This window comes from Psychrobacter sp. JCM 18903 (assembly GCF_000586475.1).
GTDB lineage: Bacteria > Pseudomonadota > Gammaproteobacteria > Pseudomonadales > Moraxellaceae > Psychrobacter.
Genome location: NZ_BAWJ01000023.1, coordinates 1 through 21656, shown reverse-complemented (window position 1 = coordinate 21656; position 21656 = coordinate 1). Strand labels below are relative to the sequence as shown.

22 protein-coding genes and 2 pseudogenes are annotated in these 21656 nt (G+C 40.4%); 16 read left to right on the top strand and 8 right to left on the bottom strand.

Annotation, left to right across the window (positions count from 1 at the left end; genetic code table 11):
• Positions 1-206 precede the first annotated feature (206 nt).
• The 3 genes from murI (at position 207) to TT12_RS13115 (ending at position 2836) form a co-directional block, all read left to right on the top strand.
• Entirely contained in the window at positions 207-1097 is an 891-nt protein-coding gene (murI, locus tag TT12_RS13125; RefSeq protein WP_207804078.1) for a glutamate racemase, read from the top strand.
• A 395-nt stretch (positions 1098-1492) separates the two neighbouring features.
• Positions 1493-2260: a DUF4062 domain-containing protein gene (locus TT12_RS13120; protein WP_243443711.1), complete on the top strand. Its 768-nt coding sequence runs from the start codon at positions 1493-1495 to the stop codon at positions 2258-2260.
• 276 nt (positions 2261-2536) lie between these two features.
• Complete coding sequence (locus TT12_RS13115) at positions 2537-2836, top strand: hypothetical protein (protein WP_045455583.1); 300 nt, start codon at positions 2537-2539, stop codon at positions 2834-2836.
• A gap of 104 nt (positions 2837-2940) precedes the next feature.
• Here the strand turns inward: TT12_RS13115 and TT12_RS13110 are convergent, their stop codons facing one another.
• The gene (locus tag TT12_RS13110; RefSeq protein WP_045455578.1) at positions 2941-4422 is read right to left on the bottom strand and encodes a lytic murein transglycosylase; all 1482 of its coding nucleotides are present in this window, start codon (positions 4420-4422) and stop codon (positions 2941-2943) included.
• Positions 4423-4715: 293 nt separating this feature from the next.
• On the opposite strand from TT12_RS13110, the gene TT12_RS13105 reads away from it, so the two are divergent.
• Together TT12_RS13105 and TT12_RS15715 are read left to right on the top strand one after the other, a co-directional pair.
• Positions 4716-6212 (top strand): AAA family ATPase, encoded by a 1497-nt coding sequence (locus TT12_RS13105; protein ID WP_045455575.1) that lies wholly within the window; start codon positions 4716-4718, stop codon positions 6210-6212.
• Positions 6199-6804 (top strand): retron system putative HNH endonuclease, encoded by a 606-nt coding sequence (locus TT12_RS15715; RefSeq protein ID WP_201605132.1) that lies wholly within the window; start codon positions 6199-6201, stop codon positions 6802-6804. The genes TT12_RS13105 and TT12_RS15715 overlap by 14 nt, the downstream gene beginning before the upstream one ends.
• A gap of 31 nt (positions 6805-6835) precedes the next feature.
• On the opposite strand, the gene TT12_RS13095 is transcribed toward TT12_RS15715, so the two are convergent.
• The 3 genes from TT12_RS13095 to msrA all read right to left on the bottom strand — a co-directional run bounded on the left by TT12_RS13095 (position 6836) and on the right by msrA (position 8977).
• Entirely contained in the window at positions 6836-7549 is a 714-nt protein-coding gene (locus TT12_RS13095; RefSeq protein ID WP_045455572.1) for a DUF1499 domain-containing protein, read from the bottom strand.
• An 81-nt stretch (positions 7550-7630) separates the two neighbouring features.
• Entirely contained in the window at positions 7631-8284 is a 654-nt protein-coding gene (gene tmpT / locus TT12_RS13090) for a thiopurine S-methyltransferase (RefSeq protein WP_045455567.1), read from the bottom strand.
• Between the two features lie 171 nt (positions 8285-8455).
• Complete coding sequence (gene msrA, locus TT12_RS13085) at positions 8456-8977, bottom strand: peptide-methionine (S)-S-oxide reductase MsrA (RefSeq protein ID WP_045455564.1); 522 nt, start codon at positions 8975-8977, stop codon at positions 8456-8458.
• 203 nt (positions 8978-9180) lie between these two features.
• Here msrA and cmoA point away from each other — a divergent pair, with 203 nt between their 5' ends.
• The 7 genes and pseudogenes from cmoA to TT12_RS13050 all read left to right on the top strand — a co-directional run bounded on the left by cmoA (position 9181) and on the right by TT12_RS13050 (position 15240).
• The gene (gene cmoA / locus TT12_RS13080) at positions 9181-9981 is read left to right on the top strand and encodes a carboxy-S-adenosyl-L-methionine synthase CmoA (RefSeq protein WP_045455560.1); all 801 of its coding nucleotides are present in this window, start codon (positions 9181-9183) and stop codon (positions 9979-9981) included.
• Between the two features lie 229 nt (positions 9982-10210).
• Complete coding sequence (locus tag TT12_RS13075) at positions 10211-10615, top strand: hypothetical protein (RefSeq protein ID WP_045455557.1); 405 nt, start codon at positions 10211-10213, stop codon at positions 10613-10615.
• Positions 10612-11283 (top strand): hypothetical protein, encoded by a 672-nt coding sequence (locus tag TT12_RS13070; RefSeq protein WP_045455554.1) that lies wholly within the window; start codon positions 10612-10614, stop codon positions 11281-11283. Before TT12_RS13075 ends, TT12_RS13070 begins: the two co-directional genes overlap by 4 nt.
• 5 nt (positions 11284-11288) lie before the next feature.
• Positions 11289-11738, top strand: coding sequence for a hypothetical protein (locus TT12_RS13065; RefSeq protein WP_201605133.1), 450 nt, complete (start codon positions 11289-11291; stop codon positions 11736-11738).
• Entirely contained in the window at positions 11735-12430 is a 696-nt protein-coding gene (locus TT12_RS13060) for a hypothetical protein (protein ID WP_045455547.1), read from the top strand. The genes TT12_RS13065 and TT12_RS13060 overlap by 4 nt, the downstream gene beginning before the upstream one ends.
• Positions 12431-13008: 578 nt before the next feature.
• Positions 13009-14069: pseudogene (gene cmoB, locus TT12_RS13055) on the top strand (tRNA 5-methoxyuridine(34)/uridine 5-oxyacetic acid(34) synthase CmoB).
• Positions 14070-14106: 37 nt separating this feature from the next.
• Positions 14107-15240, top strand: a complete 1134-nt coding sequence (locus TT12_RS13050) for a DUF1176 domain-containing protein (protein ID WP_045455542.1) — start codon at positions 14107-14109, stop codon at positions 15238-15240.
• 156 nt (positions 15241-15396) lie between these two features.
• Here TT12_RS13050 and TT12_RS13045 read toward each other — a convergent pair whose 3' ends face one another.
• Positions 15397-15615 (bottom strand): DUF2788 domain-containing protein, encoded by a 219-nt coding sequence (locus TT12_RS13045; protein ID WP_045448016.1) that lies wholly within the window; start codon positions 15613-15615, stop codon positions 15397-15399.
• 720 nt (positions 15616-16335) lie between these two features.
• Here TT12_RS13045 and argS point away from each other — a divergent pair.
• From argS to TT12_RS13030, 4 genes and pseudogenes are all read left to right on the top strand, one after another.
• Positions 16336-18164: pseudogene (argS, locus tag TT12_RS13040) on the top strand (arginine--tRNA ligase).
• A gap of 218 nt (positions 18165-18382) precedes the next feature.
• A complete protein-coding gene (locus tag TT12_RS13035) occupies positions 18383-19078 on the top strand; it encodes an SPOR domain-containing protein (RefSeq protein ID WP_243443710.1) in 696 nt (231 codons plus the stop codon).
• Positions 19079-19223: 145 nt separating this feature from the next.
• Positions 19224-19418: a hypothetical protein gene (locus TT12_RS17845; protein WP_243443709.1), complete on the top strand. Its 195-nt coding sequence runs from the start codon at positions 19224-19226 to the stop codon at positions 19416-19418.
• Positions 19418-20317 (top strand): PTS sugar transporter subunit IIC, encoded by a 900-nt coding sequence (locus TT12_RS13030; RefSeq protein ID WP_243443708.1) that lies wholly within the window; start codon positions 19418-19420, stop codon positions 20315-20317. Before TT12_RS17845 ends, TT12_RS13030 begins: the two co-directional genes overlap by 1 nt.
• Before the next feature lie 102 nt (positions 20318-20419).
• Here TT12_RS13030 and TT12_RS17840 read toward each other — a convergent pair whose 3' ends face one another.
• From TT12_RS17840 to TT12_RS17830, 3 genes are read right to left on the bottom strand one after another with little or no spacing between them, the layout of a single operon-like run.
• Complete coding sequence (locus TT12_RS17840; protein WP_243443707.1) at positions 20420-20605, bottom strand: c-type cytochrome; 186 nt, start codon at positions 20603-20605, stop codon at positions 20420-20422.
• 32 nt (positions 20606-20637) lie between these two features.
• Positions 20638-21183, bottom strand: a complete 546-nt coding sequence (locus TT12_RS17835) for a c-type cytochrome (RefSeq protein ID WP_243443706.1) — start codon at positions 21181-21183, stop codon at positions 20638-20640.
• Positions 21156-21368 carry a hypothetical protein gene (locus TT12_RS17830; RefSeq protein WP_045455539.1) on the bottom strand — a complete coding sequence of 71 codons (213 nt, stop codon included), beginning with the start codon at positions 21366-21368 and terminating at the stop codon, positions 21156-21158. Before TT12_RS17830 ends, TT12_RS17835 begins: the two co-directional genes overlap by 28 nt.
• Positions 21369-21656: the final 288 nt, after the last annotated feature.

The window sequence follows — 21656 nt, the reverse complement described above, 5'->3', positions numbered from 1 at the left end:
TCACCAGATAATTACTGTAGTATGCCAAACAGCAAACAGCAAACAGCATAAAGATGACAATATGTATATAAAAATGGCAGTAGAGTAGTGATGGATATTGCTGCAAGTAATAGCTTAAATAGGGTGAAAATGCGCTCAGATAGCTTGATGGTAAACATGTTGAGCATGTCGAGAATGCAACTAATGCTAAAGCTGACATCCATAAAATGAATCTCGGCACAGTTATAAATAATAAAAAGCGCAATGCGCCAATCGGATTGTTTGACTCTGGTGTCGGTGGACTGTCTGTTTATCTACATTTGGCACAGCAGTTGCCTGCCGAGCGTTATGTCTATTATGCAGACACCTTAAATGTGCCTTATGGTAATCGTGATAGCGCTGATATTGAAGCGTTGACTTTAACAGCCGTTGATTGGTTGTATGAGCAGGGCTGCAAGCTCATTGTTATTGCTTGTAATAGCGCCTCAGCTTATGCTTTGGAAACAGCCAGACGGCGTTATCCGCAGCTGCCTATCGTCGGATTAGTCCCGGCGCTAAAGCCCGCCATATCGGCGAGCAAAACTGGTCGCGTGGTCGTTTTAGCGACTAAAGCTACCTTGAATGGCACATTGCTTAATGAGGTCATCGATCACTTTGCTAAACCCAACAATACGGTAGTGACCAAATATTTTGATCCGCAATTGGTACCTTGGGTAGAGGCGGGAATGCCAGAGCAGGATGATACTGCTTTAAGATTACGCCAGCAGCTCACATTATTTGCTCATGATGGCGTTGATCAATTGGTACTAGGCTGTACGCACTATCCATTTTTCAAAACGTTTTTGTTAGATGAGATTGCTCAGCAGCAATTGGCGATGCAGGTCGTTGATTCTGGACAAGCCATTGCTGAGCGAGTTAAGCAGCTATTGGCTGCAAACCAGCTGTCTGCATTGGTTGACAATACCCCAGATGATCATTGTTTAGAAACAACTGACAAAACAAAAGTTGTCATTCGACCGCCATTGATTTTTTATGCGACTAAGTTCGATGATAAACTGGGTACTTTAATAGCGCGTTTGCTTGGCAAAGACGCCATCTTGCAATACTGTTCTGAATAGGCGCAGCTAAAGGTGTTTATATCAAACCCATAACCATAATATTGATATATTAAAAATAAATTGAGCTTATTTTTATAAGATTATGCTAGGCTGTGCAACACAAGATATTTGTGCTCTATTTTATATCATATTATTCTATGTCATGACCTAAGCTTAGAGGTGATTGTGCCAAACCGTCGCTATCATATTCACATCATATGCGCTGACAATGATCAATTGTTGGTCTTGGACAGCTTGGCGATATTTTTTCAGTCGCGGGCTTTCTTGACCTATGATGTGTCGAGCCAATTGCCAAAAGCATCGCTATATGGTCGACAATGTATTGACTCCTGCGATTATGCACTGATGCTCATTGGAGACAGTTATGGCACCGTGCAAAGGAATGGCGTTAGCAAATGCATTTGAGCTATTTGAATGCCAAAGCCAAGCTCAAACCGTTAATCATCTTAATCAAAAATCATCATCCAGATGCGATTATCAGTCGTCAACTGCAAGAATTTATTAAGTCGGTAACTCGGCAGGACAATACGATATATTATTATGATACAGAAACGGATATTGAGCCATTACTTGTACAAGCTTACTATAACGCAGTGACCAATCATCAGGTCGTTGGTGGATGGCTGAGAGCTAATGAGGAAATGATTAAATTTAGCAAGCAAACCGTGGCGGAACGGTTTGCAGATCTATTGTCTACTGACAAAACGCTAAAGGAAAATAGCCCACCTGCTGATGAATTCGTCTCTGATGATGTGAGTAAGCCCATTCTATTGCTAGAAGCTTTTGATATTCAGTATAGCGCTCAAGCTTATGCAGGTGGCAACCTAACCGATGTTACCAGACCCATGACCTTGACATGGCAAGAGATATTGATCGCCTTGATGAAAATACCAGCGACCTTTTCGAGCTATGGCTTGCAAAATGCTGTGAATCGCTTGATAGCGTCAAAAGCTGAGCAAGACATCAAAAAAGAGATGCCGAATGTCCATGCCGTCTCGCGCTGCCAAATTTCTCAAGATGATTTGAACCAGCTACAACGTCAGCTAGTGGGTGCAAACTGGATCCAGCTCACAACCTATGGCACTCGCGTCTCGCAAGAACTTTGGAAGTTGACCTTTCACGCAAAAAATTTATTGAACGAAGTCCATCATAACTCCCAATGATTCGCACTCTGCACTAATAATATTCCTGCCTCCCTCATTCCAAAATAGTCATAGCCTATCTGCTGTAAAGAGCACACGTGTGGCTGTGACTACGTTTTGTAATACAAAGCATACGCGTCAACGGTTGTGAATCCATTTAAGACTGGTAATATTGAGACTAATCAGAGATTGATAATAAATACATTATTTATATTAAAATTACTGACGTATATATTGTATACATATAAGTCGAATGTATATAAATCGTATAATAATACTGACTAAGGAGAGCACCTGATGAGTAACGCTAAAAACGATGCATTAAAAAAAGAGCTTGATGGCTTAGAAGAATCTATGCATGCTGCCGAGCAGTTTCATACCCTAGAAGAGCAAGTAGCGGACATGAAACGTCGCGGTATCGACCCTAGCCAAGCTTATAAAGACTTGGACAGAAAAGAAGAAGATGCTGATTGGGGCGATGCTACTTGGAAAGAAAACGGCAAGTGGGAGCCAAAAACGCCTGCTGATCTAGATGAAAAAGCACGTGAGAACTGGGATGGTGACAATGGTAAACCGAACCCACCACCGATCGTTTAAGTTAAAAATTGACTAAAAACTAAAGAATAGATCCTATGAAAAAAGCCACGTTATTATTAACGTGGCTTTTTTATTTGCTTAATCTAAGATACATCCGCGGAATACTAAGAACCTTCGTCAACACGAACGAGTTTCACCACACCGTCGCTACCAGTGACACGGCGATAGCGTGTGTTACCAGAGGTAGGTGATTGTACAGAAGGCTGCGTCGAGTAAGTATTAGGAGTACTCGTTTGCTGCTGAATCAACTGTCCCATGCGATCAGCAGAGGCAGGGTTTAAAGGCTGGCTATTCGACGGCTGTCCGTATTGATTGCCGTATTGCGTACTTTTCGGGGCTGTGTTTCCAGCATCTCCAATGATTGCGCGGTAGAATTTCTGTCCTGCGCGGCCATCCGCTGGCAAGATACCACGACTAGATTGGTATTGCTGAATCGCGATACGGGTATTGTCGCCAATAATGCCGTCAACACCACCAATATCGTAACCCGCGTTCAATAACGCCTGCTGGATATCTTTGGCTTGCTGGCGACTGATACCAGGGTCATCGGTAGGCCATGCCGTGACAAAGTCAGTTTTGCTGCTGTCCTCTTTGGTGATTAAGTCTGATAAATGGGCGATTGCCAATGCGTAATTTTCTGACGCATTATAAGAATAAAACGTATCGAAGTTTTTACCGACTAAGAAAGCAGGACCATCTTTGCCAGCGGGTAATAATAGACCAGCACTACTCAAATCGTTTGGCAATGGGCTACCATTGGCGAGCGTGATACCTTGATTGCGCCAGTGGCTAATAGACTTCTTGTTTTTACGGTCAGACGCTGCCCAAAATCCACTGGGTAGCTTGACTTCGTAACCCCAAGGCTCGCCCGTGCGATAGCCGCGCTTATCTAAGAAGTTGGCGGTAGAGGCTAGCGCGTCAGGCACACTATTGACCAAGTCGCGGCGACCATCACCATCGAAATCAACTGCCAACTCTAAAAAGGTGCTTGGCATAAATTGCGTTTGCCCAAAAGCGCCTGCCCATGAGCCGGTCATATCACTTGGCGCGATATCACCGTTTTGGACGATTTTTAGTGCATTAGCGTATTCACCTTGGAAGTAGCTCTGACGGCGATCAAAACAAGACAGCGTCGCTAGAGACTCAAACAAAGGTTTTTTGCCCAATGTCTGCCCAAAGTTTGACTCAACGCCCCATACACCTAGTACGTGCTCGGCTTTGACGCCATAGCGTGATTCAATTTGACGTAGCGTATCTGCCCATTGACGCTTGGCGCGGATGCCATCTTCTACACGCTCTTTATCGACCAGTGAAGATAAATAGTCCCAAACGTCTTTTTGAAATTCTGGCTGATAATTCAATGACTGAATCACGCTAGGATCAGGCTGGCTAGGGCGATAGTTATTAAAAGTAAAGCTATCAACGCCGCGAAATTTACTAGAGTTTTTTAAACCGTCTAAGCATTGTTGAAACTCGGCATTAGATAAGTTTGGTGCTGGTGGTTTGGCTGCTTGAGCAGTGCTAGCAAAACTCAGCCCAACAGCAAGGCTGAGTAACGATAAAGTAGAAACTGGAGTCAAACGCATGAAAATATCCTATAAACGTTGAAATAGTTATTAAAAGAGAAAGCAAAGCGGATTGGTGCAGTATGGACTTAGAGTAACCAATCTCATGGGTAAAGAAAAGGTATCGAAGTAAGCTGTTACTATAAATTGACGATGGCGTGAGGTTGAGAGAGGGTTTAGGCAAGTTGAGGATTTTTCCCCAAAACAATAGCATTCCTCAGCTGTGTTTTAAGTTGCTATACTGACTGGTAAGAATTTTCAAAGAAATTGATAAAATACCTAAATATTTACTACCTATAAAAATAAGGTAAACAATGAAAGTCAAACGCTTACACCTACAAAATTATGGTCGCTTTGAAGACTTAACAATAGACTTTGCGCCAACTTCTGAAAAGATGGGTAATGTCACTGTTATTGTGGGTAATAATGGGGCTGGTAAGTCACAAGTTTTGCAAGCACTGGCGACAAATTTGAGTTGGTTTGTAGCAAAACTTGCTAGTGATGAAGATGGTTTTAATATTGATAAAACTTATATAAATAATGGTAAGAACGAGGTCAAAGCTAGTATAAGGGTTGATTTTAACGAGAACAATCCAATGCCTTATGGATTAGAAGAAGATGCAGACTGGAGTATTACTTCTGTTAAAGATGGACGTCTTAAATCTTTGAGTAATTATATGAAATTGTTAAGTAAAACTGTCAGAAGTTTTCGCTCAAACCTAACTAAAGAAGATAAGTATTCTTTACCTCTTATAACTTTCTATTCAGTCAATAGGACAATATCAGTTGAAATTCAGAAGGATATCTTTTCATACCAATATGATCAGTTGGATGCTTATAAAAACTGTTTAAACTCAAACTCTATAGTTTTCTCGAATTTCCTAGATTGGTTTAGAAATTCAGAAGATATTGAAAATGAAAGGAAAGTATCAACTGAAAGTATTTTGGAAGGATTAAATAGTGAAAATGAAAAAGTTTTGAATGAAGTTAAGAAAATTTTAAGTCAGCTTAAGTCTTCTAAAGAAGACAAAGTAAATATTGGTCTAGAGATGTTAGAGGAATCTAAATATAAGATAGAAAAAGAAATACATGAAGTGCAAAAGCTACAAAAGCATAGCGAGGACATTTCTAGAGACTTACCTTTATTCTTTGTGAAAAGCGCACTGAAGTATTTTACTGGGTTCACTGATTTTTATATCCGTCGTAAAGGTACTGCTACCATGATAGTGGAAAAGGATGGCGAAAAGTTAGATGTTAATCAGTTATCCCAAGGAGAGAAATCACTTCTAGCTTTAGTAGGTGATATAGCTCGCCGTCTAGCAATCCTTAATCCAAGCCTAGCGAATCCATTAGAAGGTGAAGGCGTAGTGATGATTGATGAGGTGGATTTGCATCTTCATCCAAAGTGGCAACATGATTTGATTGATAAGTTGGTCGCTACTTTCCCAAACGTTCAGTTTATCTTAACCACACATTCGCCACATGTTATCAGTGATCGTAATGATATTTTGTTGTATTCATTGGATGATGGTGAATTAACAGAAATGCCTAATGTCTATGGTGAAGATGCCAATACAGTGCTTACCAAAATATTTGATGTGGATATCCGAGACAGTAAAGTCGAAGAGCAGTTTACAGTTATTCGCCGCGCTGTCAGTAAGCATGATTATGTGACAGCAGATACTCGTATAACAGAGCTAGCTGAAAAACTGCCATCTGACCATCTAGAACTATTAAAGTGTCGTCTATTATTGGCTCAAGCGAAATTGGCGAAATCTAATAAAGATGAGTCGAATCATGCAAAAGATTGATAAGTTAGGATCAATGCCTTTTGAGACAGCAAAGAGTTTTAAAAAGTATCAAACTAAGAATTGGGGCGAAATTCCAGAAACTATTAAAGCGCCTTTGCGTCAGCAGTTGTATGATGAACAGCGTGGAGTTTGCTGTTACTGCTGTAAAAGTCTTGGCAATGGAAACACGACTATTGAACATTTAAAAAGCCGTAACGAATATCCACATAAGTGCTTTGACTATGATAATTTATTATTAAGTTGTAGAACTGCTAAGCAGTGTGACAACGCAAAAGGCAGCCAAGAACTGCTTTTAACACCGCTTATGGATGAATGTGAAGAAGAGATAAAACTAAATCTTGCAGGAGAGTTAGAGTCTGATAGTAAACGTGGTAGTGAAGCTATTCAAATGTTGAATCTAAATAGTCGTAAAGCCTGTAGACACCGCAAAGATTTATTCACTATGATGAGTGAGGTTTTTGGTTATGACTTACCGTATAAGCCTCCCATAGAAATAGCAAATGAATACGCTCTTGAAATACTTTTAACATGTCTACCTGATGAAGGGCAAAGAAGTGAGCTTCAATATATTGTCAAAAAACTGACTAAATAAGTTATAGGAGGTTTCGAGGTTTCAAAAATAATCACTCCCCCAAAACCCTATCCAACTCTTCAATCAACTTATGAATCCGCGCCGCATTTTTGCCCAAATCGCTCCCACCAACCCGTGACTTGCTACGAATATCTACTAGACGTTCACTACTGTTATCCGTGATACGCACGACAACATCATCTTTAAAACCGAACCAAGCAGTCGTATCGGTCGCTTCAATGACGCCTTTGTCAGCATCGATATTGACAAGCTCCCAACCTAAATTATCGATGGCTTGTTTGGTTGCCTCAACCAACTCAGATTTTGACTGGCTATAGCGTAATGTTTGTAATTCAGGGTAGGCGGCGCGCTGCTGCGTTGCAGTCTCTACACCTGCATACTCAACTGGGTTTGGTGCATCAGCGCGCAGTGGGGCAATGGCCACAAATTCAGGTGGATTCACTAGGTCGGTTGAAATATCGTGAATGGGCGGTACGTTTTTGGCGGTATTCATCATGCTTAGTGGAATAGCAATGGCAATGATAGCAAGCGCTGCTGATGTTAATACGCTACCAAGGCTAGCCGTGTCTCGTTTAAATAAAAGCTGTATGCCTAATAGTACCAATGCTGCGATACCAGCAAATACACCAAACTTAAACCCTGCAAACGCAGTCGCTAAATCGACTAAGCCAAACTTGTACAGCGGACCTGCGAGCGTGACTAGCAAAATAGAGATTAAACTTATCAGCCCAACGAATATTTTCATTCAATTTCTCCATCATAATTTAGTACTGATTAATCGCTACGCAAACGGGCTTATTAACGACTCATTTCATTTATTAACCACTTATTTCAATAGCCAAACATGCTCCGAGACTGTTAGCTCAGGTGCCGATCCTATAGAAGTAGGTTCACTCGTCAGTTCGCTGATATGATAGTTATCGCCATAATATTGCTGTATTTTCTCGCTACTGATAGAGAACGGCGGTCCCGCTTTTTTGCTTTGGTCATAAGTGAGAGTGATGATAAATTGTGGTGCATGACCACTTATTTTACATATATGCTCGCTATACTTCGTACGCATATTTTCTGGCAGCGCAATCAATGCGGCTTTATCATACACCGCCTTTACAGATCCGATATCCTCAGATAACAGTGCAAAAATATCAGCAACCCATAAGGTAATGGTTTGTCCTGACAACTGACCTTGATAGTATTTAATGGCTGGATTGTCTGTATGCTGGTGCACAGTAGGGGAGATATTCTGCTCAGCAAAAAATGCTTGTACCGCTGTTTCCACCAATTCAACGCCTACAACGTCGTAGCCTTGCGCTGCCAGCCAAGCCATATCAATCGATTTACCGCAAAGAGGAACAAAGACACGGCTACCAGCTGGCACGTTTAACTGCTCAAAGCACCTCATTAATAATGGATTCACCGCAGACTGATTAAAGCCAATGCGTTTCTCTTGCCAGCGGCTGTGCCAAAATTCAGCGTTCATACCTTCGCCTTTATTCGTTGAGGGTTATATTTGAGTTGTTTCTATCATAACTGTTTGAGTGAGAATGCTAAAGATGTTAAAAAGCCAAACGCTAATACAATAAGCGTTTGGCTATAATGAAATACCAAGATGTTTTTTTATTCTAAATAAAAATTATCTTCATTTTGTCGTTTAGCTCACCATATATTGACTAAACTCTTTACGCAATTTGGCAAGCTTTGGCGGTATGGCAAAGTTACAATACCCTTGTCCTGGATTCTTATTAAAGAAATCCTGATGGGTCTCTTCTGCTTGATAAAACTCAACAGCTGGATGTACTTCGGTGACCACATTGACGCCCATATCGCGCAGTTTGTTGATGGTGCGGTCAATCGTTGGTTTCTGATTTTCTTCGGTATAAAAAACCACGCTACGATACTGGCTACCGACGTCATTGCCTTGACGATCCATTGTGGTGGGATCATGGGTGGCAAAAAAAACATCAAGTATCACTTCTAACGGGACAATAGAGTCATCGAACTCGATTTTGATGACTTCAACGTGCCCTGTATTGCCACTACAGACCGCTTCGTAATTGGCAGAAACAGCGTCACCGCCCATGTAGCCTGAGATAACAGATTGCACACCTTTTACGGATAAAAATACCGATTCGGTGCACCAAAAACAGCCACCGCCCAAAATAATGGTTTGCATAATTTTTCCTATTTTTATAAATATAAAATATGAGCCAAGTGTTTTTTACTTAGCAATACGTATTTAGCTTAGCAGGGCATCTGACCGCGATAAGTAACAAACAGTAATGTTATAATGGGCTTTTGCTACGTCGTGCCGCTTTCAGCTAGTAATGACAAGCAAGACCATTAATTATCTCCTAATTTAAGTTCTATTATTACAAAATGAGTCGCACCATGAGTCAATCTAAGCCTGCTATTGTTAAACACGACACCCTATTTGACAAACCGTTTACCACGCCACTTGATAAAGCAGCGCGCTTCTCCTTTGATGAGCAAGTGGTGGCTTGTTTCCCTGATATGATTCGTCGCAGTGTGCCCGGTTATGGTCAGGTGCTAGCGATGCTGCCTATATTTGCCCGACGCCATTGTAAGTATCGTCAACAGAGCGATAGTGGACAGCGCGTCAGTCGAGTGTATGATTTGGGCTGTTCACTTGGTGCAGCAAGCATGACGTTGGCGGGTGAGTTTGAGCCGCAAGACTTGCAGATTAAAGCGATTGATATCTCACCAGCGATGACGACCGAAGCGACCACGCTACTGAGTGACAATTATCCTGCGCATGACATCGAAGTGATTACCGCTGATATTCGCGATGTCGAGCTTGAACCGTGCGATATGGTGATTTTGAATTTAACGCTACAGTTTTTACCCGCTGCTGATAGAGTCGCAGTATTAGAGAAAATTTATGCAGCGTTAAGTGAAGGCGGGATACTGGTATTAACTGAAAAAACCCATGCTTTTGATGAGCAATATGATGCGTGGTTGGTTGAGCGTTATTACGACTTCAAGCGTGCTAATGGTTATAGCGAGATGGAAATCAGCGGCAAGCGTAATGCGTTAGAAAACGTATTAATTACTGATACGTTAGACGGGCATCATGCACGTTTGAATGACGTTGGCTTTCAGCGGCATCTCACATGGTTTCAGTTTTTGAACTTCGTCTCTATTGTGGCATTTAAATAGGATAGAGGTAGCTTAACTCAAGAGCCGATATGATTGATGATAGCTTTAAACTTATTAAAAAACTTAATTCTACTTAATTTAGTATTTCCCGACAGTTGATGTCGCCTAAAGATGTTTTGTACTTGTATTTATAGATATTTATCTATAGAGTTATAGGGTTATATACTCAATATTAAAAGTGAATCTAAAAAATAAAATAATATAAAATTTAATTTAATTTAGGAATAATATGAACAGCTTAGAAGCTAGTGAATTAAAAGAAAAAACTATCAAAAATATTGAATATCTAAAAGCACGTCAGGCGGGTTTCAAAGATTCTAATGTCTTAATGAAAGATAATGGTTTGACTGCATCGGTTGGGATGGATAGTGTTATTAATAAAATAAGTAAATTAGATGAAGAAATAGATAAAAAAACCATCAAGAAATTAGCAAGGGCAACAGATGGATATTTAAATAAACATATTCTGTTTGCTTCAAAGAGGATTTATGTTTATAAGTTAAATAAGAGTCAATTGCTAAATATAAAATCTGGATTTGAGCGTGGCGATTATTTTTTAGATAAACTGGAAAAAGGAAACGAAAAATCATTTGATATAATATTACCTGAAAATAAAATTAAGAAACGAGCTTGAAAATTTCTTTAAGTAAAACACTTGAAGTTTTTTATATTAAGGGTCTTCGTGAGTATATTAACAAGGAGTCTATACCATCTTTGATTGACGAAATAGATGATAATGATGTACGTGAAGTTATTGATGTATTTAAGGTAATTCGGAATAAGATAACTGTTTTTGATTTTATTGCGCTTGATTTAAAAAACGAAGCTTTAATTTTAGGTCTAGATTTGGAGAGTAGCTTCATCAGAGCTGAAATGAATAAATCTTATGCTCGGCTTTATGAGATTTTTAAAAATCATTTTAATATTACTAGTGTTAATCCAATGGACTTAAGATCATGTATTGAAAAGATGGAGCAAGAAAAAACTGGTAATATACTAAAACACAAATTTTCGACAGATAATGGTGGGTATAGTCATACTAGTGGAAGCACGTCTAAAAATTTAGATACTAGAAGTGACAACTTTTATATCAGTGGAGAAAAAAATAGTACACTTGACTACTATGGAACTATTAAACGCTATTCCTTACAGAGAAATGAAGAACCTATTATTTCTATTGAAATGAGCTATCGCGAATATGCGAAATCTGCTTTTTCAAAAATTGAGCATGCAGTAATTACTGATGTAAAAACAGAAAAAGGCTTCCAGTTCTGTGTTGACAAAATTTTCCAACATGTGTGATTCATATGAATAACATATTTCAGTTCTACATAGTAAAAATACATAAACATACATTTGGTCGTGATGATGCAACTGAAGTTAGTTATTCCTGTAAGAATATATTAAATGAAATAATAGAACAAAATAATTTATCTAAAGATTCAATATTCAATTATTCATCTCTTTTTAAGAAATCAAAGTTAAAAGAAGAGGATAAGAATGTATTTATACAATCAGTCTATGTATTAGCACATATTAATGTGAAAGTTTTAGAACAACGCTTTCATTATTTAGATAATACTGGTTGTTGGGAAGAAATGGATTTAGAGAATATTTTCCAATCGTACAAAGAGAATGAGTTTTATAATCCTATAACGCATGAAAAAATAAATGAAAAAAAATTTAATGATATTGTTTTACCTTATTTTTGCCCAACTGATGAGTTGGTTTCATTGCTTAAAGGAGTTAAGCAATGAATATAGGAAATACTATAAATGACTTTATTTTAGCTCGTGAATTGATGATGCATGACCTACATTCAAAATTCTCGTATGACGATTTTATTGAGCTGCTTTATAAAGACTTAGAATATATTACTTCTGTCATGATGGATGGAGTTGAAACATATATTGATATGTCTGAAACAGAAATATCACGTCAAATTTATAATAATTTAAAAATGAAGAATTACGGTGCTGAATTAGATAGTGATAAAAATGGAAATGCTGATATTTCAGTCACATCAGGAAATTATAAATGGATAAGTGAAGCAAAGATTTTTGGTGGTGCAAACAAATATGGGTTTGATCACATAAACGAAGGTTTTTTGCAATTAACTACTAGATATAGTAAAGGGGAAAGTCAAGCTTATCATGGTGGTTTATTTATTTATATAAAACCAAAAGGAAAAAGTGATACAGAGAAAAGCATAATGGATGACTGGAAAGCAATCATAGAAAGCAACAAAGATGAACTTAATAATCTAGAAATCGACGGACATCATCAAAATAAAAGATATTTAACGACTAAACATGATCATCAAGTTAGTGGCTATCCATATATTGTGAAACATATCCCTATTTGCCTACTCCATCTTCCGGAAGATAAAAGTGGGTTGAAAGCTAAAAAATATATGCAAGCTAGAGAAGAATATAAAAATAATAGTTAGAACACCTATTCAATTGGATTATGTGGCTAAAAGTAATATAAATTATTTGTAGAACAAAGATGATTTCGAGAAAGATATTATTCTATCAACTATAAATTAGATAGAAAAATTTTGTCCTAGATTTTTTATCTAATTTATAAATTTTTTCATTAGAGACAGCCTTAAAATAATGGCTAATTGTTCATTTAAAAAATTATTCTAAAGTAAGACTATGCTTTTAAGTTTTTTAATTTTTCCGTTATTTTTAAGGCTTTATTTAATACTATTCTTTATAATAGGAAGCCTCTCCTTTCAAAAAAAATCTGCTGTGACCACCCCAAATCAAACTACTACTGCACGTGAACTATATCTTGATTTAATAGCTAAAGTAGGTTGAGTAAGATTTACAATACCTAAATCCTTAACTATATAAAATGTAAATCACTGGTTGACGAGAGTGCAGAGTGAACCCTTAAAAATAAATACCCTATGCCTCGCATCTTTTCCCACTTTTAAAGCACTCCAATCTTGAGGCTCATCTTTTTTGAATCTTTTCATTATTATCCATTTAAATATAAATTAATCCGAACTGAAATCTTATGCTTAACGACACTATTACCCACGCCGAACGCGAATTGTATTTAACCTTGCTAGAATTAGCCCAGCAGCAGCCGAGTGCTTATGAATGGCTTACGCGCTTGCCAACATGGTTAAATGATATCAAGGACAAAGCCAACTACGCGCATGCACCTGCTTATCAAGCGTCAGTCGCTCGTTTGCCAACATTAACCGTCAATAATGTCGATCTGAACAGTGATGTCCTGACGATTGAGGCAAATCTTAGTGAGTCTCAGCGCAAACAAACAATGGCATTATTAAAACAGCTCATGCCGTGGCGCAAAGGGCCTTTTCAAATTGGTGGTCAGCTCGAAAATCAAATTGATAGTGGTCAGAATGAAGACCAACAAGCCGCGCCAATATTTATAGATACCGAGTGGCACAGTGATTGGAAGTGGCAACGGGTCGCACCGCATTTGGGTAATTTAAAAGGTCGGCGTGTATTAGATGTGGGCGGTGGCTCTGGCTATCACGGCTGGCGTATGGCTGGCGCTGGCGCGGATACAGTCATTATCATTGATCCGTCTTGCTTATTTTATCATCAGTTTATGGCGATTCGTCATTTTGTCGGGGCTGCTGATAGCTATAAAACGCATTATATCCCCGTACCACTTGAAGCCTTGCCCGAGCATAGCCAATTATTTGACACCGTATTTAGTATGGGGGTGCTCTATCATCGCCAATCGCCGTTTGAGCATTTACAACAGCTTAAAGGGCAGTTGGTCAAAGGCGGTGAGTTGGTGCTTGAAACCTTGGTTATCGAAGGTGATGCCAATACCGTACTGGTGCCACATGACCGCTATGCCAGATGAATAACGTGTATTTTTTACCATCAGTCGCGGCATTGACAGGCTGGCTAGAAAAAGCTGGATTCTCAGACGTACGTTGTGTCGATGTGGCAACGACTTCTATCGATGAGCAGCGTAAAACGGAATGGATGACTTATCATTCGCTGGCCGACTTCTTAGATCCTAATGATACTAGCAAAACGCTTGAAGGCTATCCTGCGCCGATGCGTGCAACTTTGATTGCCAAAAAGTAGCGCGTGCGTACTGTATCACTCATAAGGAATATGGACAGTGAAAAAATTAACGATTTTGCTCAGCGCTATGATGGGCTTGCTGCCATTGACGTCCCTACCAGCTCATGCTACCTATGGTACGCCATTTGAAGGGTGGGGCTTTGTGCAGGATGATTGGCAGGTGGTTTGTGATAATACATTGACTTGTCGCGCAGCAGGTTATGCAGAGGAGGATCAGTTAGATACTTCTGCCTCAATATTGCTCACAGTATTACCTAAAGTTTCTTTACCAAGTGCCACAGTACAGTTTTTACCAGAGGTTCCAAAGCAGAATAATACCGAGGCTGAGCTTTGGTTAAATGGTAAGAACTATGGCGAGATACAGGCAGATGCGGACGGTTACGCCTATGATTTAACCACCAAGCAAACTCAGCAACTTCTGAGTCATTCGCGTCAAAATACTAAGATAGAGATAAGAGCGGGTGGTAAAAATTGGTCTATTAGCGACAAAGGTATGAGTGCCGTGCTGCTAAAACTTGATGAGGTACAAGGCAGAGTGGGCACGCCAATAGCATTGGTAAGTCAAAACCACACAAGTAAGCAAATACCGAAATCCGCTAAGCCAAAGCCAATCATCAAAAAGGCATTCTCGTATTCAGAAAAAGAAAATAAGACACTATCTGCATCAAAACAGGCGTACTTTCAGGTCAATATAAACAAGTGGATCGATATTGATGCCAAGGAGCTTATAGGCTCTGAAGATGATATGGGAGACTGTGAGCTGATTAATCCAAAAACCGAAGTGTACCAACGAATGCAAGAGTATGGTTCTGATAGACTGAATTGGACATTTACACCCGTAGATGCCACCCATACGCTTGCTAGCCATCTGTGCTGGCAAGGCGCATATAATGAGAGTTCGGGTTATTGGCTTATTAATCATGACAAACCAAGCAAGCCAAAACTGATCACCACCGCAGGCAATGACTATTCTGATGGCGAGATTTGGGCAACACATAAAGATCGAGGCTTGGGTGATTGCTGGAATCATGCGATATGGGTTTGGAATGGTCAAACATTTGCCAAATCAGAAGATTCCAGCTCAGGAATGTGTCGCGGTTTTGCTGGTGGTGCGTGGGATTTACCAACTTACGTGAGTGAAGTCGTAAAAAATGATAGCAAGGCTCAGTGAGTGATATTTTGATAGGAATGATTGACACACTATAAAGTGAAGCCGTCATGAGCCATGCATTTTTTAATTGATCATTTAACTGTCTATTTATCAGTGATAGGTGAGTTATTCATTACCTATCATTGACAGTGAGGACACGGCCCAGTTATATAAAAATTATATCAACCACCTTTTAAAAGCGACTTCCAACAATAGCTTGAGTAAGAAGCCCACAAACCCTGCGCCTAGTGCTAAGAAAATCCAAAATGTACCCGCACGCCCAGCTTGAGATTCTTTAGAGATATCCCACATAATAAAAAATAAGAAGGCGATGAATATGGGTAGTAAAACATACAATCCCCAACTGGTAACTGTACTGGCAGCAATAGCAAACATGGCATAATCCTATAAAGTAGTAACGCCGTCTTTATTTATTTCTATTATGGATCTTTTGATAATAATTGCCTTCAAAATGAAGTATCACCATTCATGATATAAGCAGTAATCCATAAAATAAGTCAGAAAAAAGCAGGCAGCAATACAAACCGTTATTATAACGCGGAAGCGAGCAGGTATAAACTGCTGCTAAGTATGAGACAACAGTAACGCTACAATTTGCAGGGTTGACTGATCGGTAACAGCGCTAAATCCTGATCTATTTAAAATATTTCAATCTGACTTATCGTGAATGAAAGCACAGACAACACATGTTAGGGCGTGTCTCCAATTCAATCGATTATCCTCTAAATGGGATAAAAATGGCTAAATTTTGCCAAACATCGTCAAATAGCTTATCAATATCTCGATATTATTTGCGCTACTTTCCTTGTTTAACGGCAATTTATCTCCTTTTTATCACCATTTTTACAATGAGGACACGCCCTAGTCACCTAAATTATCAGTGTTAACTGTCATAACCGTAAGATTTTAGTGCTAATTTTGGTGCACATAGTGCAATGCAGGGCAAAGATTGTTATATTTACAGGTTACTTATCTTTTTTGTATTATTTTATCCCCTGCAATGTCGGTCGCTATTATAATAGGCAGTTATTGCTGCTCGCATTCGCCACATTTTTATACCGTTTTTGTTGTTTATTTAACTGAGTTCAAATCCTTATGTCACAAGCCCAAATTGATACACTTGCATCACTATTTAACGATGCGATTCAAACCCTACAAGCAGATGGCACGTTACCAAGCGATTGGCAAAATAATAGCCAAATCACCCGTACTAAAGACTTAAGCATGGTGATTTCGCCAGTAATATCGCGCTGACAGCGGCCAAAGCTGCCAAGGTCAATCCACGACAGCTTGCCGAAAAAATCGTCAATGCGCTGCCTGAAAACCAAGACATTCGCCAAGTAGAAATTGCAGGTCCAGGCTTTATTAACGTGTTCTTAAATGCGGAAGCCAAATTTGCGGTATTAGATGATATCTTTGCCTTGCAAGATCGCTTTGGTTTAAGCGATCAGTTTGACGGGCAAAAAATTCAGGTTGAGTTTGTCTCTGCCAATCCAACGTCAAGTTTGCACGTTGGGCATGGTCGCGGTGCAGCGTTCGGTATGAGCGTGGCAAACCTGCTTGAAGCGATTGGTTATGACGTCACGCGTGAGTATTATGTCAACGATGCGGGTCGGCAGATGGACATCTTGGCGACCAGTACCTATTTGCGTTATCTGGAAACCAATGGCGAGCAAATAATCTTCCCAGTCAATGGTTATCAAGGTGATTATGTCAGTGACATCGCCCAAACGTTAAAAGCGCAACACGGTGATCATTACGTTCATAGCTTTGCAGCAATCGCTAAAGATGTGCCAGCAGATGCTGAGTTTGAGATCAATGCGGACGGCGAAAAAACACTGCTATCAGGTGACAAAGAAGCGCATATTGATGGCTTGATTGCCAACAGTAAAGCCTTGCTTGGTGAAGGTTATGAGCTGTTTTTAAATGCGGCATTGAGCAGTATTTTAGCCGATATCAAAGATGACTTAAATGACTTTGGTGTGCGCTACGAGTGCTGGTTTAGCGAACGGTCTATTGATAGCGATATTGAGCCAGTCTTGCAAACCTTAGATGAAAAAGGCTATCTATACGAAAAAGACGGTAATATTTGGTTCAAATCAACCGATTTTGGTGATGAAAAAGACCGTGTTGTGCGCCGTGCCAATGGTCAATCTACTTATTTTGCTTCTGATATTGCCTATCACAAAAACAAATTTGATCGCGGTTTTGATAAAGTGGTCAATGTTTGGGGTGCCGATCACCATGGTTATGTGCCACGCGTAAAAGCTGCTTTATTGGCGCTTGGTATTGATGCTGAGCGTTTAGATGTGGTGCTTGTGCAATTTGTTGCATTATGGCGTGGTAGTGAAAAAGTGCAAATGTCCTCGCGTTCAGGTCAATTTGTCACCCTGCGTGATTTACGTACCGAAGTTGGTAACGACGCCGCGCGTTTTTATTATGTCGCCCGTAAGCCTGAAGTGCATATTGATTTTGATTTGGAGCTGGCTAAATCACAAAGCAAAGACAATCAAGTGTATTACATTCAATACGCGCATGCTCGTGTTTGCCGAGTATTAGAAAAGCTACAAAACAGTGGTCTTGTGGTAGATGATGCAATTGGTTTAGAACACCAAAACTTACTTAGTGCACCAAACGAAGACGAGCTGATTAAATTATTAGCAGGATATCCAGCGACATTATTACGCGCCGCGACGGGTTATGAGCCACATGTCTTGACCAACTATCTTAAAGAGTTGGCAGCGCTATTTCATGGTTGGTATGACAGTAATCGCATTTTGCCAGTGAGTTTGACGTCAGGTGAGACACCAAGCTCGGATGAGATGGAATTGATGCAAGCCCGTTTGCGTTTGTCTAAAGCCGTGCGCCAAGTATTGGCCAATGGTCTTAGTTTGTTAGGGTTGTCGGCACCATCTAGCATGTAGTTTTTTTCTAGTATATAGTAACTTTCTAACATGTAGTATGAGTATAGATGACTGCCAGCCATAATTTGATGATAGTTAGATTCAGTAGGGAGAACCAGATCCATGCTAGCCAAAAAACCTAAAGGTGCGACTGAAAAACGCAAAACAAGTAGCGTATCAGGCTTATTGTGGATGTTTGTCGGGGCTGTATTGACCTTATGATAGGGGTATTTATATACTTGTCACCATTATTTGATTTCAGTCCCGCTGACAGCACCGCTGGTAATGATCCTGATCGTCAGGTACAGCCACGTGTCGACACTGATACTGATAATGGTGATTATGAGTTCTATGATATTTTGCCCAATCAAGAGATGGCGACTATTCCTGATGAAGATATTGCTGAGACAGGCAATGATCGCATAGGGGATATCAGTACCTTTGAGCCTGATGTGGTGGTGACTCAACCTGAAGATGGCTCAGCCAGTCGCAATGATGATACTGGTAACTTTGGTATCTCTGAAAATACAGTGATTGCGCCCAGTCGTGGCAATAGCGCTGCTACCAGTAATAGCGGCGATGACATTGTGATCGTTGAAGAAGACGCGACCTATGATGGATCGACGCCTGCTAGTAGCAATAATACGTCCAATAATACGGGCGCAGGTACTGCTAGCGTTCAGGCTGCAAAACCTGCGGCAACTTACATTTTGCAGATCAACAGCTTCGGTGATGCGGATGAAGCAGATCGCCGCCGTGCTCAAGTGTTGATGGCAGGTGTAGACGCTCGCGTGGTCAAGAATACGACGGGTAATGGTTTGCCAATCTATCAAGTTATTTCTCGCCCGATGAATAACCGCCAAGCAGTAACCACTGCTCAGCAGCGCCTACAGAATAACGGTATTGACTCCATTATTGTTGAACAGCGTCGTTAAGTTATGCTGTTTAATGACAGTTATAGTTCTTTATGAATAATAAAAAAAGCGTCGCAATGACGTTTTTTTTATCTCTGATTTTTAGCAAAGTTATTTTTCTGTTGGTTTATTACCTTTCATCAAAAATTTTATAAAGAGCATGGCTATGACAGTCTCTCATTTAGCAACACCGCTTACTGGCTTTATTAAAGCATTTTTCCAAAAGTATTTTATTGAGGCGTTTACTGGTATGGCTTTAGGGCTATTTGTCACATTGATTGCTGGTCTAATCATCTCGCAAATCGGTGGCTGGTTAGATTTGCCCGCATTGGTTGCGGTGGGCAAGCTTGCTCAGTACTAATGGGTGCGGGTATCGGAGTAGGTATCGCCTATTACCTTAAAGCACCGACGCTCGTCATGCTCAGCTGCTTGGTGGCGGGTATGCTTGGCGCACACTCTGAAGCATTAATGGCAGGGACGTTATTTACGCCCCAAGTAGGCGGACCTGCGACCTTTGCCGCCTTACCGGGCAATCCGATAGGGGCGTATTTGACCTCGGTATTTGCTTACCGTGCTGGTACTTGGGTCGCTGGCAAAACCAAGCTCGATATTCTATTGGTTCCTTTATTGGTATGCGCAGTAGCATTAGCAGTTTGCGCCCTATTGAATCCACCTATCGTCGCTGCGGTCGCTGCCATTGGTCAAGGTATTCAAGCAGCCACTGAGTTACAGCCTCTGTTAATGGGTATTGTGATTGCAGTGGTGGTGGGTATTTTATTGACATTGCCAACGTCCAGCGCTGCTATTTGTATCGCAATTGGGCTTGGTGGCGTAGCAGGCGGGGCAGCAGTGGTAGGCTGTGCGGCACACATGATTGGCTTTGCCGTTGCAAGCTTTAAAGACAACGGCGTCAGTGGCGTAATATCTCAAGGTCTGGGCACCAGTATGCTACAGATTCCTAATGTGTTAAAAAAACCGCTGGTGTTATTGCCTGCTGTGATTGCCAGTGCCATCGTTGGTCCTATTGCGACCGTAGGCTTTGGACTGGCATGTACGGCAACGGGTGCAGGTATGGGTACTGCTGGATTGGTCGGCGTATTTGGAGTGATTGAAGCGTCACAAGACATCATGAGTACGGGTCAATTATGGACAGCGATTATCCTGTTGATGTTTGTATTACCTGCCCTAATTGCAGGGGTGGTCGCTCATGTGATGCGCCGCGTGGGCTGGCTGGTTGATGGTGATATGAAATTGCCTTAAATTAGAGATAAAGGACGCAAATTGTCCTAACTATCAATAGTAAAAAGCCCAGCTATTTAAGTAGTTGGGCTTTTTTATGGTAACTTTTAAAGGTGCTTAAAACTAGCGGCGTACATCTTTAGGGGCATCACCATTTGGCCAGTCTTTGTCTTTGTTGGCTTTGATAGGTCGCGGCAGATGGGTAAAGTAAGCGGCAATATCGACCGCTTCTTGGTCACTAAGCGAGTTACCTTGACCAAAGGGCATTTTGCCTTTGATAAAGGCAGCTGCTGTATAAGTCCGCGCCATACCTGCGCCATCGTTGAATGACTTGTCTCCGGCTACTGCTGGATAGATATAAGTGCCATCGTCGTTATATTGACCTTCGCCATTTTCACCATGCAAACGCTACATTTCTCAGCAAACAGCTTTTTGCCATTATCCGTATTTGGCTCTAAAGTTTTGTCTACCTTAACAAAACCGCGACCTTCAGGCGAGACACCATAAGGCAAACCCTGTGATAGCCAGCTCATATAAGACACCATCGCATTCATATCATCTGAACCTAGATCAAGTGCTTTGCCATTCATTGAGCGTTCAAAACAGCCATTGATGCGCTCTTGTATTGAATTCACGCGACCAGCACGTGACCGATAAATAGGATAAATACCCGGCATGCCATTCCAAGGCGCCGCGTAGGCCTCTGAGCCGTTACCCAAGTGACAGCTGGTACAGTTCAACTGGTTGCCGACATTGTCAGGCATCTCTTTATAAGTATGATTGGCGATTTGTAAGCCGCGACGTACTGCTGCGCCGAACTCATCATCTGGAATAGTGGACTCATCTGGCATGCTAACGCTCAGTTTGGCGCTTGGATTTGCAGCCATCTCGTCTTTGATTTCTGCGGCACGTGCTCAAGTGACTTAACGCGGGCTAATGCTTCAGCTTCTTCGACACGGTCGACAGCCTTGGTATCTGATTCACTACAGCCTGACAGGCTAACCGCACCAATAGCAAAGATAGCAGCCAGTAAAACGGAGGAAGAGGGTTTGACCCTTAAAAGTATTTTCATTGGAATATCCTTATTATCAAAAATAATATGTAATAATATATTTTTATGATAATTTAGCTGTCAAAATGACAGAAGTGATCTTAATTTTTGTGCAAAAAATCTGAATGAGTCATCAATCTGTAAGTTGCTAGAAACATAATTGTACCAAATATTAAATAATTAAAGTATATAAATAGATAAAGTGTTTTGGCTTTAGAGAGATATGAATTAATTTCATACTGTATGAAGAACCATATTGAAAGACAGTGTTGAAATACTCCCCACAAAAAAGCGCTTAAATATTGATAA